The following is a 13,494-nucleotide window of genomic DNA, read 5'->3' on the forward strand; positions in this document are numbered from 1 at the left end:
ATCATGACCCGCACAAAAGACTCGATCATGGATGTCCTGGCGACGGTGTCGTTGCCCGATGGGGGCGACCTGGCCTCGCGCGACATGATTCGAGCGCTGAAAGTCGAGGGCGGCGTGGTGAGTTTCGTGATCGAAGCGCCCAGCCCCGACCTGGCCGCCCGCATGGAACCGCAGCGTCATGCCGCCGAAGCCGCTGTGGCCGCGATGGACGGGGTCGAGAAGGTGACGGTGATCCTGACCGCTCATGGTGCGGCGCCGGCGAAACAGCCGCCGCAGCTGAAGGTGGGCGGCCATGCAAAGCCCCAGGCCGGCCCCGAAGCGGTGCAGGGCGTGAGCAACATCCTCGCCGTGGCCTCGGGCAAGGGCGGGGTGGGGAAATCGACGCTCAGCTCGAACCTGGCCGTTGCGCTGGCCAAACAGGGCCGCAAGGTCGGCATTCTTGACGCCGACATCCTGGGCCCGTCGCAGCCGCGCATGATGGGCAACGACACCAAGCCGCGCACCACGCCGGACGGCAAGGCGATGGTCCCGGTCGAGGCGCACGGGGTCAAGATGATCTCGATCGGCCTGTTGATCGACCCGGACCAGTCCGTGGTCTGGCGCGGCCCGATGCTGATCGGCGCGCTGCAGCAGCTGCTGTTCCAGGTCGACTGGGCGCCGCTTGACGTGCTGATCGTCGATCTGCCGCCGGGCACCGGCGATGTGCAACTGACCCTGAGCCAGAAAACCAGCCTGACCGGCGCGCTGGTGGTCTCGACCCCGCAGGACGTGGCGCTGCTGGACGCCAAGAAGGCGATCGACATGTTCGGCAAGGTGGGTGTGCCGGTGCTGGGTCTGATCGAGAACATGTCCACCTATGTCTGCCCCAGCTGCGGGCACGAAGCCCATCTGTTCGGCCATGGCGGCGTGCGCGCCGAGGCCGACGCGCTGGGCCTGCCCTTCCTGGGCGAGATTCCCCTGTCGCTGGATGTGCGTCTGGCCGGGGACGAGGGCACGCCGATCGCCGCAGGCGAGGGGGCCGAGGCGGAGGCCTATGCCAGGCTGGCTGCCGGGCTGGTGGCCCAGGGCGTCGCCTGACCTCTACTCTATATGAGCTCGGAAGCCCCGGTCCTTGCGCCGGGGTTTTTCAGTTCCACGGGAAAATATGGGACGGGCCATGGGAATCCATGGGCGCAAAGGTGTGTCCTACCCGAATCGGCGGTTGGGATCGCGAGGATCAGTGCAAAACCTCGTGAAATCCAGTGGGAAAGTCATGGGAAACACGTGCGGATTGCGAAACTCCGGGAAAAAGTGGGAATTTGTTGCACGGAGTTTGGCTGTCCATATCTGGTGTATGATTTCGACATACCCCCTAGATATTTCCATTCGTTCACAAAAGTTCCAGTAAAATCTTGCGTTTGCAGCGTGGGTTTGGCGGATGTGGGTAAGATTTTCCCATAAAAAGGTATTGCCTCCCATGAAATCCCAGAGTACTTCTTGAATACACGATGAGGACGGGAACGAAAAAGGGGCACCCCAAGACCCCAAAAAATGACACTCCCAAGTCAGGTTTCATACAGGCACCCGCCTTCATCGAACCAAGAGATCCGGCGCGTACGCGAGCAGACATCCCCCCAGGTGGCGCGCGCAGCTGGACACCCGGAAACGGGACGAGGGCGGCGGATTGGGCATGTGGCAGCAGCTCAATCCGTCGTTTTCGTTTCAGGGCTCCGAATGGGCCGGAATGAGGACAGAGCGAAGGAGCCGCGAAAGTGGCACGACGTTTCAGAGGTGAAAGCCACCACAAGGTGGACACGAAGGGCAGGGTCTCGATCCCCGCCCTGTTTCGCCGTGTGCTCGAGGCCGGGGATCCCGATCACCGCGAGGGGGACAACCCCAACCTGGTGATCGTCTATGGCGACCATCGCCGCAGCTACCTGGAATGCTACACGATCGAGGCGATCGACGAGGTGGACGAACAGATCGCCGCCCTGCCGCGTGGCTCGATCGAACGCCGCATGCTGGAGCGCCTGTTCAACGGTCAATCCTTCCCCACCACCGTGGACGAGACCGGCCGCCTGGTGCTGCCCGCGAAGCTGCGCCAGAAGATCGGGCTCGACAAGGAAGCCTTTTTCATCGCCACCGGCGACACCTTCCAGATCTGGAAGCCCGAGACCTATGACGAGGTCGAACTGAAACGGACCGAGGAATGGCTGGACGAAATGCCCGATGATTTCGACCCGCTGACCCTGCTGAACGGAGCAGGGGGCTGACATGGCGGGTGCGGCTGAGACCGGCGACCGTCCCCACATCCCCGTCTTGCTGCGCCCGCTTCTGAAAGCCGTGGAGCCCGTGTCCGGCATCTGGGCCGATGGCACCTTCGGCGCGGGCGGCTATACCCGCGGGCTGCTGGCCGAAGGCGCGGATGTGGTCGTGGGCATCGACCGCGACCCGCTGGTGTTCGAAATGGCGGCGGGTTGGGCAAGGGAATACGGCGACCGGCTGCGGCTGGAACAGGGCACCTTTTCCGATCTCGACAGGCTGGCGGGCGAACCGCTGGACGGTGTGGTGCTGGATCTGGGCGTCAGCTCGATGCAGCTCGATCTGGCCGAGCGCGGCTTTTCCTTCATGAAGGATGGCCCCCTGGACATGCGGATGAGCCAGACAGGCCCCTCGGCCGCCGATATTGTCAACGAGGCCACCGAGGCAGAGCTGGCCGATATCCTGTTTCAATATGGCGAAGAGCGCGCCTCGCGCCGGATCGCCAGGGCCATCGTCGCCGCGCGTGCCGAGCAACCGTTTGAAACCACGCTGCAACTGGCGGGGGTCATCGAAACATGCCTGCCCCGGTCGAAGCCCGGTCAAAGCCACCCGGCGACGCGCAGCTTTCAGGCCATCCGCATTGCGGTAAACGACGAGTTCGGGCAGCTGATCGCCGGGCTCGAGGCCGCCGAGCGCGCCCTGAAGCCGGGCGGCAAGCTCGCCGTGGTCACGTTCCACTCGATGGAGGATCGCGTGGTCAAACGCTTCCTGCAGGCGCGCTCCAGCGTCGGGGGTGGCGGCTCGCGCCATGCTCCGCAGGGGCAGGACGAGGTGCCCGCCTTCCGCCTGACGCCGAAGAAGGCGATCGGCCCGGATGAGCAGGAGCTTGAGGAAAACCCGCGGTCGCGCAGCTCACGCCTGCGCGTGGCGACCCGGACCGAAGCCCCGGCCGAGGCTACGGACCGCCAGAAACTGGGCCTTCCCGGCCTTGCTCTCAAGGGGACGAGATGATGCGTACCATATTGTATTTTACCTCTGCGCTGATCGTCATGGCCCTGGCCTACTGGGCCTATTCTGAAAACTACCGCACACAGGACAGCCTGACTGAAGTCGAGCGCCTGCAGCGCGAAATCGGCCAGATGCGCGAGGAACTGGCGGTTCTGCGCGCGGAATGGGCCTATCTGAACCGCCCCGACCGTTTGCGTGACCTGGTCGGGATGAACTTCGACCGGCTGGGCCTGCTGCCGCTGACGGCCGAGCAATTCGCCCGCGTGGATCAGATCTCCTTTCCCGGCGAGGGCAGCATCGACCTGTCCAAATCCATCGATGTGATCGGGGAGATTGCCCAATGACCCGGACCCCCCTGCGCCCCCTGGCCCGTATCCTCGACGCCCGCGAGAAGGGCGAGAACCCGGATGTCATCGAGCGCGAGAACCTGCGCCGCCGCCATGACGAGATGCGCGACAAGGCGCGTCTGCGTGCCGAGGGGCGGCTGCTGGTTCTGGCCGGTCTGTTCCTGTGCGCCTTTCTGGTGGTGGGCGCACGTATGGCCATATTGGCGGGCACGGACCCCACCGAACCCCGTGCCCATGCGCCCGGGGCGCGCATTGCGATGGCGCGCGCGGACATTGTGGACCGCAATGGCCGTGTGCTGGCCACGAACCTCGCCACCTATGCGCTTTACGCCCAGCCGCCGATGATGGTGGACCCGATCCGCGCGGCGACGGAACTTGCCTCGATCTTTCCGGACCTGAAAGCCGAAAAACTTCTGGAGGACTTCACCGGGTCGCGCAAGTTCCTGTGGATCAAGCGGAAAATCAGCCCGGAACAGAAACAGGCCGTGCATGATATAGGCGAGCCCGGCCTTCTGTTCGGCCCGCGTGAAATGCGGCTCTACCCGAATGGCCGGCTGGCGGCGCATGTGCTGGGCGGGGCCTCTTTCGGCAAGGAGGGCGTGAATGCCGCCGAGGTGATCGGCGTTGCCGGGATCGAGCGCCGTTTCGACGACTATCTGCGCGATCCGGCCAACGGGGACACGCCCCTGACGCTGTCGATCGACCTGACGGTGCAGGCCGCCGTAGAACGCGTGCTCGATGGCGGCATGCGCATGATGAACGCCAAGGGCGCCGCCGCCGTGCTGATGGATGTGAACACGGGCGAGGTGATTTCGATGGCGAGCCTGCCCGATTTCGACCCCAACAACCGCCCCCGTCCGCTGACCCGGGGCGACCAGTCCGATGACCCGCTGTTCAACCGCGCGGTGCAGGGGGTGTACGAACTGGGCTCGGTGTTCAAGATCTTTGCCGCCGCCCAGGCCTATGAACTGGGGTTGGTGGATCCCTCGACCGAGGTCGAGACCAAGGGTCCGATGCGCTGGGGCAAGTTCACCATTCGCGATTTCCGAAACTACGGTCCGCGCCTGTCGGTGACGGATGTGATCGTGAAAAGCTCCAACATCGGCACCGCGCGCATCGCTGTGCAGATCGGTGCGGAACGCCAGCGCGACTTCCTGGGCCGTCTGGGCCTGCTGGAAGCCACCCCGGTCGAACTGACCGAAGCGCCGGGCGCAAAACCGCTCCTGCCGAAAAACTGGTCGGAGCTTTCGACCATGACGATCTCCTATGGGCACGGGCTCAGCTCGTCGCCCCTGCACCTGGCTGCGGCCTACTCCAGCCTGTTGAACGGTGGCACCCGCGTGCGGCCGACCCTGATCCGCGCCGGTCGGGTGGAACGCGGCGAACGGGTCGTGCGGCCCGAAGTTTCGGAAGCCGCGCGCGACATGCTGCGCCAGGTCGTGACGCGTGGCACGGCCAGTTTCGGCGAGGTTCCGGGCTATGCCGTGGGGGGCAAGACCGGCACCGCCGACAAGCCGCGCCCGCAGGGGGGGTATTACGACAGCAAGGTGATCGCCACCTTCGCCAGCGTCTTCCCGGCAAATGATCCGAAATATGTGTTGATCGTCACGCTGGATGAGCCCGAAGAAACCTCGGGCACCGAACCGCGCCGCACCGCCGGCTGGACCGCTGTGCCGGTCGCCGCCGAGATCATTCGCCGCATCGCCCCGCTGATGGGACTGAAACCGGAGATTGCACCTCTCTCCCCGACCGGGGTAACACTCACCTCGAACTGATCGAGAGGGCGCGCATATGGCAGGACGAGACCCGAAATCCCTGGCCGACCTCGGGCTGAGCGCCCGGGGCGGGCAAGAGGCGCAGGTAACTGGCCTGTCGGTGGACAGCCGCGAGGTGAAGCCCGGCTACCTGTTTGCGGCCCTTCCCGGCGTGCGTGTGCACGGGGCCGAGTTCATCACCTTCGCCCTGCGCATGGGGGGCGGGGCCGTGCTGACCGACCTGGAAGGGGCCGAGATCGCCCGGGACGAGCTTGCCGGCACCGACGCCGCCGTGGTCATCACCGAAGACCCGCGCATGGCGCTGTCCTACGCCGCCGCGCTCTGGTACGGCGCCCAGCCCGATCTGATGGTCGCAGTCACCGGCACCAATGGCAAAACCTCCGTTGCCAGCTTTACCCGCCAGATCTGGACCCTGCTGGGCTTTGATGCCGCCAATATCGGCACCACCGGGGTCGAGGGCGCGTTCACCGCCCCGATGACCCACACGACGCCCGAACCGATCACCCTGCACCGGGTGCTGGCCGAGATGGCGGGCTCCGGCGTGACCCACGCGGCGATGGAGGCCTCCTCGCACGGGCTCGCGCAACGCCGACTGGACGGGGTGCGCCTGAATGCGGCCGCCTTTACCAACTTCTCCCAGGACCACCTGGATTACCATGCCACCTTCCAGGAATATTTCGAGGCCAAGGCGGGGCTGTTTACCCGTGTGCTGCCCGACGACGGCGTGGCGGTGATCAACATCGACGATCCGCGCGGGGTCGAACTGGTGGCGATGGCCGAAGCGCGCGGGCAGAACCTGATCCGTGTCGGAGGCGGCGAGGACGCCGAACTGCGCCTGCTGGGCCATCGCTATGACGCCACCGGGCAGGATCTGCGATTTTCCTGGCTGGGACAGACCCAGCTTGTACGGCTGAACCTGATCGGCGGCTTCCAGGCGCAGAACGTGCTGACGGCGGCCGGGCTGGCGATTGCCTGCGGGGCGGAACCGACACGCGTCTTCGGATGCCTGGAAGAGCTGCAGACCGTACGTGGCCGGATGGAGCTTGCCGCCACCCGCGACAATGGCGCGGCGGTGTTTGTCGACTATGCCCACACGCCCGATGCGGTGGAAACCGCGCTAAAGGCGATGCGCCCCCATGTGTTGGGCCGTCTGGTCGTGGTGCTGGGCGCCGGCGGGGATCGCGACACCTCGAAACGCCCGCTGATGGGCAAGGCGGCGGCGGAAAACGCCGATGTGGTCTTTGTCACCGACGACAACCCGCGCTCCGAAGACCCCGCCGCGATCCGGTCCATGGTGATGCAGGGCTGCCCCAATGCCAACAACGTGGGCGACCGGGCCGAGGCGATCCTGCGCGGCGTCGATGCCTTGGGGCCGGGGGATGCTCTGCTGATCGCCGGCAAGGGCCATGAGAGCGGGCAGGTGATCGGCGACGACGTACTGCCGTTTGACGATGTCGAACAGGCAAGCGTGGCCGTGGCCGCGCTGGAAGGGCGGCTGACATGAGCCCCGATACGCCCCTTTGGACGGCACCCGAGGCCGCCGCCGCCACCGGCGGCGAGGCCCGTGGTGACTGGGCCGTGCAGGGCGTGTCGATCGACACCCGCACGATCCGGCCCGGTGATCTCTTCGTTGCCCTGAAGGATGCGCGCGACGGGCATGATTTCGTCGCCCAGGCGCTAGAGAAAGGGGCGGGTGCCGCGATGGTCTCGCGCATTCCCCAGGGTGTGGCCGAGGATGCGCCGTTGCTGATCGTCGACGACGTGTTGCCCGCGCTGGAGCGGCTGGGCACGGCCGCGCGTGCCCGCACCGGGGCCCGTGTGGTGGCCGTGACAGGTTCGGTCGGCAAGACCTCGACCAAGGAAATGCTGCGCACGGTGCTGGCCGCGCAGGGGCGCTGCCATGCGGCCGAGGCCAGTTACAACAACCATTGGGGCGTGCCCCTGACGCTGGCAAGGATGCCCGCCGACACAAAGTTTGCGATCATTGAAATCGGCATGAACCATCCCGGCGAGATCGGCCCGCTGGCGCAGATGGCGCGGCCCCATGTCGGCATGGTAACAACCGTTGCGGCGGCTCATCTGGAAGCCTTTGACAACATTGCGGGAATTGCCCGCGAGAAGGGGGCCGTATTCGACGGGCTGACGCCCGGGGGCGTGGCGATCGTGAACGGCGACCTGGAAACCACGCCGATTCTGACCGAGGCCGCGGGCAGCGCCCGTCTGGTGCGTTTCGGCGAGGGGGAGGCCAATGACGCGCGGCTCACCCATGTTGAGCTGACCGACGAGGCCACGATCTGCAAGGCCGAAATGTGCGGCGAGAGCCACCTGTTTCGTATTGCCCCGCCCGGGCGGCATTTCGCGATGAACGCGCTGGCGGTGCTGGCCGCTGTCGGCGCCGTGGGGGCGGATGTGACCCTGGCCGCCCGCGACCTGGTGCTCTGGCACCCGCCGGGCGGGCGCGGCACGCGCGAGGAAGTCGTGCTGGATCCGGTCGAAGGCCTGTCGGTGCAGCTGATTGACGACGCGTTCAACGCCAACCCGACCTCGATGGCGGCCTCACTGGAGGTGCTGGCGGCGGCGACTCCGACGGACGCGGTCGGACGGGTGTCGAAGGGCCGGCGCATTGCCATTCTGGGGGACATGTTGGAGCTGGGCCCGGAGGAGGCGGCGCTGCATGCCGCGATTGCCGATCTGCCGCATGTCACCGCGCTGGATCGGGTGCATTGCGTCGGGCCGCGCATGAAGGCGCTGTGGGAGCGGCTCGATGCCGACCGGCAGGGCGACTGGGTCGAAACGGCGGACGAAGCCGTGGCCCGGGTGCATTCCTGGGTCGATGCCGGCGATATCGTGCTGGTCAAGGGTTCCAAGGGCTCAAAGGTCAGCCACGCGGTTGACGCCATCCGAAAACTGGGCCATGCGCGGGGCCTTCAACACGAGGGGCAAGAATAATGCTGTATTGGCTGGCCGAGCTTTCGGACGGCGGTGACGCCTTCAACCTGTTTCGCTATATCACCTTCCGGGCGGGCGGGGCATTTTTCACCGCGCTTATCTTCGGGTTCATCTTCGGCAAGCCCCTGATCAACATCCTGCGCAAGCGTCAGGGCAAGGGGCAGCCGATCCGCGAGGACGGGCCGCAGAGCCACATGGAGAAACAGGGCACCCCGACCATGGGAGGGCTGCTGATCCTGTCGGCGCTTCTGGTGGCGACGCTGCTCTGGGCCCGGCTGGACAACCCCTATGTGCTGATCACGCTCTTCGTGACCTACGCTTTCGGACTGATCGGATTCGCGGATGACTACGCGAAAGTATCGAAATCCTCGACCAACGGCGTGCCTGGGCGGGTGCGCTTTACCCTGGGGCTGGTGATTGCGGGCATTGCCGGCTACTGGGCCAGTATGGCCCATCCCGAGGGGCTGCAGTTCCAGCTGGCAATGCCGGTGTTCAAGGATACGCTTCTGAACTTCGGCCTGTTCTTCATCCCCTTCGTGATGATCGTTATCGTCGGGTCGGCCAATGCGGTGAACCTGACCGACGGTCTGGACGGGCTGGCGATCATGCCGGTGATGATCGCGGCGGGCACGCTGGGCGCGATTGCCTATGCGGTGGGGCGTGTCGACTTTACCGAATATCTGGAAGTGCATTACGTACCGGGCACCGGGGAGCTGTTCATCTTTACCTCGGCACTCATTGGCGGTGGGCTGGGCTTCCTGTGGTACAACGCCCCGCCGGCGGCGGTTTTCATGGGCGACACCGGGTCGCTGGCCCTGGGCGGCGCCCTGGGCGCCATTGCGGTCGCGACCAAACACGAGATCGTCCTGGCCATCGTCGGCGGATTGTTCGTAGTCGAAGCCCTGTCGGTGATCATCCAGGTGCTCTATTTCAAGAAAACCGGCAAACGCGTTTTCCTGATGGCGCCGATCCACCACCATTTCGAACACCTGGGCTGGAAAGAGCCGCAGATCGTCATCCGCTTCTGGATCATCTCGCTGATCCTCGCGCTGATCGGGCTGGCCACGCTGAAGGTGCGATAAGACACAGCGGGCTCCCGCCACTCGGCCGGCGCAGCGAAGCTGCTTGTCGAGGGTTGGGCAAGGCGCGTTTTGCAGGGCAAAACGCGCGGGGGGGCTCTGCCCCCCGCCTTCGGCGCCCCCCGGGATATTTCCGGCAAGATAAAGAAGCAGGCACCGTGGCTTTCCACCTGCGGTGATTTCGGCTAGCACCGTGGGGAACAGCAGGAGGTGCGCATGATCCCGGTGCAAGGTTTCGAAGGCTTGAAGGTGGCCGTGTTGGGCCTGGGGCGGTCCGGTCTGGCCGCCGCCAGGGCGTTGGAGGCCGGCGGGGCAGAGGCGCTGTGCTGGGATGAGGGGCAGGAGGCCCGGATCCGGGCCGAAGAGGCCGGGCTGACGCTGTTCGATCTGACCAGGGGCAGCGCATGGGACGGGGTCGCCGCGTTGATCGTCAGCCCGGGCATTCCACATCTTTACCCCGAGCCCAACAAGCTCATCGCCCGGGCCATGGCTGAGGGCGTACCGGTGGACAATGACATTGGTCTCTTCTTTCGCAGCTTCGCCACCCGGGATTGGGACGGGTTCGACACGCTTCCCCGCGTGGTGGCCGTGACCGGGTCGAACGGGAAATCGACCACCTCGGCGCTTATTCACCACGTGCTGGAACATGCGGGTCGCGCGACTCAGCTGGCGGGCAATATTGGCCGGGGCGTGCTGGACATCGAACCTGCCGTGGATGGCGAGGTGGTGGTGCTGGAACTGTCGAGCTACCAGACCGACCTGGCCCGTGCGTTGACGCCGGATGTGGCGGTCTTTACCAACCTCTCTGCCGATCACCTGGAGCGTCACGGCGGCATGGGCGGCTATTTCGCGGCCAAGCGGAGGCTCTTTTCCGAAGGTGGGCCGGACCGGGCGGTGATCGGCGTGGATGAACCCGAGGGGGTGTATCTGGCGGGCCAGCTGACCGAAGGCGCGTCGGATGACCGGGTGATCCGTGTTTCCGTCGACCGCAAGCTGACCGGGCCGGGCTGGCAGGTCTTTGCCCGCAAGGGCTTTTTGTCGGAATACCGCAAGGGGCGGCAGGTGGGCGTGATCGACCTGCGGGCCGTGAAGGGGCTGCCGGGCAGTCACAACCACCAGAACGCCTGCTGTGCCTATGCGGTCTGTCGCACGCTGGGTCTGGCGCCACGGGTGATCGAGGCGGCGTTTCACGACTTCAGGGGGCTGCCGCATCGGTCCCAGCTGGTGGGCGAGGCGGAGGGCGTGGCCTGGGTGAATGACAGCAAGGCGACCAATGTGGATGCCGCTGCTGCTGCTTTAGGCGCGTTTCGGAACATTCGCTGGATCGCGGGCGGGCTGGGCAAGGACGGCGGGATCGAGCCGCTGGCCGACAAGTTGAGCCATGTCGCCAAGGCCTATCTGATCGGCCATTCGGCGCGGGATTTCGCCTTGCAGCTGGGGAAGGTGCCCTATGAGATCTGCGAGACCATGGAGCGCGCGGTTGAACGCGCGGGGAACGAGGCCCAGGCCGGGGATACGGTGCTGCTGGCCCCGGCGGCAGCCTCCTTCGACCAGTACCCGGATTTCGAGAAGCGCGGCGAGGATTTTGTCCGGCTCGTGCTGGCGCGGATCGGGCAGGGGGGCTAGCCCCCCGCGCGTTCCGCGCTCCCCCCAGGATATTTCCGGAAAGCTGAAAGAGGGGATCATCTGCCACCGCGGCCAACTTTCGGAAACATCGGCCGCTTTCCCGTGGGGATTTGTCGCGATTGTTGGGGTTGATGCGATCCTTCCTGTCGTTAACCTTGCACCAAACAAGGAGCGCGCGATGCCCCAGATGCCTGACCATCCCCTGCGCTATGCGTTGGCCAACGAGCTGCATGCGCGGCCGTTCCCCTCGCTGAAGGCGCCGTGTTTTGCCGCCTATGTGGCCGTGAAACGGGAGCACGATGCCGCAGGGCGCGACCGCGAAGCCGATCGCATGCATCTTCTGGCGCTGCTTGACCGCCACGGGGCGCCCCATCCGCAGCCCGGTGCCACGCATTATTCCGGCAAGGTCGGGCGCTATCAGTTGAAATGGGAAAGCCACACGGAATTCGTGACCTATACGCTGTTTGGCGACGGGGTGACGGCGCGGGCCTTCGATCCGGCCGCATTTGATGCCTTTCCCGAAGACTGGCTGGCCGAGGCGCCCGGGGTTCGGGTGACATCCGCCCTGATCCGGGTTGAAGAACAGCGCGAAGAGGTGGACCTGCGCGCGCGGCTGTCCGAATGGTTCGTGCCGGAAAGCCTGGCGGCGTCCTGGGTTCTGGACCGCGAGGCGCTGGTGGCCGGAGATTTCCGCATCGACCAGGCCGGACACATGCGCTTTGCGGTCTTTACCGCGCCGGGGATCGGCAAGCGGCGGGTCGGGCGGATCGTGCAGCGCATCTGCGAGATCGAGACCTACAAGTCCATGTCCATGCTGGGGCTGGCGCGCGCGCGCAGCCTGTCGGGGCGCCTGGGCGAAGTGGACGGGGAACTCTGTCGTCTGGTAGGTGCCATGGGCGGGCAGGGGGCGGCGGATACCACGCTGGATGCGCTGCTGTCGATCAGCGCCGAGTTGGAGGATCTGATGGCCCGGTCCAGTTTCCGTTTCGGCGCTACCGGCGCCTATGAGGCGATCGTCAACCAGCGGATCGACGTCCTGCGCGAGGAACGGTTCGGCGGGCGCCAGACCTTTGCCGAATTCATGACCCGCCGTTTCGACCCCGCAATGCGCACGGTCAAGGCCGCCGAACGGCAGTTGGCCAGCATGTCGGAACGCGCCAAGCGCGCGGGCGATCTTCTTCGGACGCGGGTGGATGTCGAACGCTCGGCGCAGAACCAGGCGCTGTTGGAAAGCATGGACCGGCGCGCCGACCTGGCCCTGCGCCTGCAACAGACGGTCGAGGGCCTGTCGGTGGTCGCGATCAGTTATTACGCGCTGAACCTGGCGAGCTATTTCCTCTACCCGGCGGCGAAACTGGCGGGCGTATCGAAGGAAATCATGACCGCCGGGCTCACGGTGCCGGTCGTGGCGCTGGTCTGGCTGATGGTGCGACGGATCCGCAAGTCTATGGGGCACTGAGCCTCGGGTTTTCAGAGGCGCGCGCGTGCGAAAACGGCGCCCGGATGGGCGCTGTTCCTGGCCGATGCCGTCCTGTTTTCGAGGGTATTCCTCCGCGCCACTCAGGATGCGCGCGACCTGAGGCCAGACTGTAAATATGATGGCGAAGAGGATCGGCAGAGGTAGCGCCTGCAGCATCGCGGTGACGCCGAGCAGATGCGCTGCTCGCCCGCCCTGAAAAGCGGCGGGCGGGGCTGAATGCGCCTAAGGCAGGTTTGACAACTTTGCTGTTGCGGCGCTAGCGTACCGGGCAAATGGCACCCGGATCGCCTGCAAAAACATAAACACAGGGGAGAGGTGAACATGCTGGATCAGCCGATTGCCGCGATCCGAAATCTGTGCGTGGAATTCCAGACCGGGGACGGCCCGGGCAGCGGGGGCAGGGATCCTCGCGACAGCGACCGGGACGCGATGCGCAGGGGGCGCGGCTACGGGACAGGCAGACCTTTCAGGAGCCGAAGACGGTGCCGGACGTGTCGGTGCAGGCGCTGGCGCCTAATCTGATGATGGAGCCGCAGGCCGAGCTGAGCCTGAGCTACCTGTTCATCTCCCACAACATGGCGGTGGTCGAACCTGTCCGCCACGATGTGCGCGTTTTGCACCTGGAGCGCGTCGCCGGAATGGGTCCGTACCAAGCCCTGTCCGAGACCCCGCAGCCCCCCTGTCCCCAAGCCCCGAGGAGTCCCGTTCCGATCACTGACCCGACCCGGTGCAAGTCGGAAAAAGAACTTAATTTCAAGCCGGTCCCATCGCCCATTCACCTGCTGGGCCACAAGCCCGGCCCCTCCGAATACAAGGACGTCTCCCCGGGACAGTTCGCGATGACTTCGGACAGCGGGAATTGCGCATGACATGGCGCGCCGACCAACGCGACTGGCTCCGGTGAGCGGCGGGCGCGGGCCCCGGCGCGGTGTTGCCGCGTGCCTTGCAGGGCTGTCCTCTCTGCTCCTGGTGGCCTGCACCGTCCCTCG

The 13,494-nt window shown here is 65.8% G+C and carries 11 protein-coding genes; all 11 read left to right on the top strand.

Annotated elements, in window-relative coordinates:
- Window positions 1-3: 3 nt before the first annotated feature.
- The 11 genes from Q1V43_RS11830 to Q1V43_RS11880 all read left to right on the top strand — a co-directional run bounded on the left by Q1V43_RS11830 (window position 4) and on the right by Q1V43_RS11880 (window position 13,374).
- Window positions 4-1,077, top strand: a complete 1,074-nt coding sequence (locus Q1V43_RS11830; RefSeq protein ID WP_300518106.1) for an Mrp/NBP35 family ATP-binding protein — start codon at window positions 4-6, stop codon at window positions 1,075-1,077.
- 674 nt (window positions 1,078-1,751) lie between these two features.
- The gene (mraZ, locus tag Q1V43_RS11835; protein WP_300518109.1) at window positions 1,752-2,252 is read left to right on the top strand and encodes a division/cell wall cluster transcriptional repressor MraZ; all 501 of its coding nucleotides are present in this window, start codon (window positions 1,752-1,754) and stop codon (window positions 2,250-2,252) included.
- Window position 2,253: 1 nt separating this feature from the next.
- Entirely contained in the window at window positions 2,254-3,252 is a 999-nt protein-coding gene (gene rsmH / locus Q1V43_RS11840; RefSeq protein WP_300518112.1) for a 16S rRNA (cytosine(1402)-N(4))-methyltransferase RsmH, read from the top strand.
- Window positions 3,252-3,593 carry a cell division protein FtsL gene (locus Q1V43_RS11845; RefSeq protein ID WP_300518114.1) on the top strand — a complete coding sequence of 114 codons (342 nt, stop codon included), beginning with the start codon at window positions 3,252-3,254 and terminating at the stop codon, window positions 3,591-3,593. The genes rsmH and Q1V43_RS11845 overlap by 1 nt, the downstream gene beginning before the upstream one ends.
- Entirely contained in the window at window positions 3,590-5,371 is a 1,782-nt protein-coding gene (locus Q1V43_RS11850) for a penicillin-binding protein 2 (protein ID WP_300518116.1), read from the top strand. The genes Q1V43_RS11845 and Q1V43_RS11850 overlap by 4 nt, the downstream gene beginning before the upstream one ends.
- A 16-nt stretch (window positions 5,372-5,387) precedes the next feature.
- A complete protein-coding gene (locus Q1V43_RS11855; protein WP_300518118.1) occupies window positions 5,388-6,875 on the top strand; it encodes a UDP-N-acetylmuramoyl-L-alanyl-D-glutamate--2,6-diaminopimelate ligase in 1,488 nt (495 codons plus the stop codon).
- Window positions 6,872-8,320 (top strand): UDP-N-acetylmuramoyl-tripeptide--D-alanyl-D-alanine ligase, encoded by a 1,449-nt coding sequence (gene murF / locus Q1V43_RS11860; RefSeq protein WP_300518122.1) that lies wholly within the window; start codon window positions 6,872-6,874, stop codon window positions 8,318-8,320. The genes Q1V43_RS11855 and murF overlap by 4 nt, the downstream gene beginning before the upstream one ends.
- On the top strand, window positions 8,320-9,402 hold the full coding sequence (gene mraY, locus Q1V43_RS11865; RefSeq protein ID WP_300518125.1) for a phospho-N-acetylmuramoyl-pentapeptide-transferase: 1,083 nt from the start codon (window positions 8,320-8,322) through the stop codon (window positions 9,400-9,402). The genes murF and mraY overlap by 1 nt, the downstream gene beginning before the upstream one ends.
- 213 nt (window positions 9,403-9,615) lie before the next feature.
- On the top strand, window positions 9,616-11,025 hold the full coding sequence (gene murD, locus Q1V43_RS11870) for a UDP-N-acetylmuramoyl-L-alanine--D-glutamate ligase (protein ID WP_300518128.1): 1,410 nt from the start codon (window positions 9,616-9,618) through the stop codon (window positions 11,023-11,025).
- 178 nt (window positions 11,026-11,203) lie between these two features.
- Window positions 11,204-12,484, top strand: a complete 1,281-nt coding sequence (locus Q1V43_RS11875; RefSeq protein WP_300518130.1) for a DUF3422 domain-containing protein — start codon at window positions 11,204-11,206, stop codon at window positions 12,482-12,484.
- A 503-nt stretch (window positions 12,485-12,987) separates the two neighbouring features.
- Entirely contained in the window at window positions 12,988-13,374 is a 387-nt protein-coding gene (locus tag Q1V43_RS11880; protein WP_300518132.1) for a hypothetical protein, read from the top strand.
- Window positions 13,375-13,494: the final 120 nt, after the last annotated feature.

It is taken from the genome of Aliiroseovarius sp. (assembly GCF_030148435.1).
In the GTDB taxonomy this organism is placed as follows: domain Bacteria; phylum Pseudomonadota; class Alphaproteobacteria; order Rhodobacterales; family Rhodobacteraceae; genus JASBTN01.

What these genes read in the sequence shown, in the direction of transcription:
- Q1V43_RS11875 (WP_300518130.1), top strand. Translation starts at nt 11,204, where the DNA reads ATGCCCCAGATGCCTGACCATCCCCTGCGCTATGCGTTGGCCAACGAG.
- mraY (WP_300518125.1), top strand. Translation starts at nt 8,320, where the DNA reads ATGCTGTATTGGCTGGCCGAGCTTTCGGACGGCGGTGACGCCTTCAAC.
- Q1V43_RS11850 (WP_300518116.1), top strand. Translation starts at nt 3,590, where the DNA reads ATGACCCGGACCCCCCTGCGCCCCCTGGCCCGTATCCTCGACGCCCGC.
- Q1V43_RS11855 (WP_300518118.1), top strand. Translation starts at nt 5,388, where the DNA reads ATGGCAGGACGAGACCCGAAATCCCTGGCCGACCTCGGGCTGAGCGCC.
- rsmH (WP_300518112.1), top strand. Translation starts at nt 2,254, where the DNA reads ATGGCGGGTGCGGCTGAGACCGGCGACCGTCCCCACATCCCCGTCTTG.
- Q1V43_RS11830 (WP_300518106.1), top strand. Translation starts at nt 4, where the DNA reads ATGACCCGCACAAAAGACTCGATCATGGATGTCCTGGCGACGGTGTCG.
- murF (WP_300518122.1), top strand. Translation starts at nt 6,872, where the DNA reads ATGAGCCCCGATACGCCCCTTTGGACGGCACCCGAGGCCGCCGCCGCC.
- Q1V43_RS11845 (WP_300518114.1), top strand. Translation starts at nt 3,252, where the DNA reads ATGCGTACCATATTGTATTTTACCTCTGCGCTGATCGTCATGGCCCTG.
- murD (WP_300518128.1), top strand. Translation starts at nt 9,616, where the DNA reads ATGATCCCGGTGCAAGGTTTCGAAGGCTTGAAGGTGGCCGTGTTGGGC.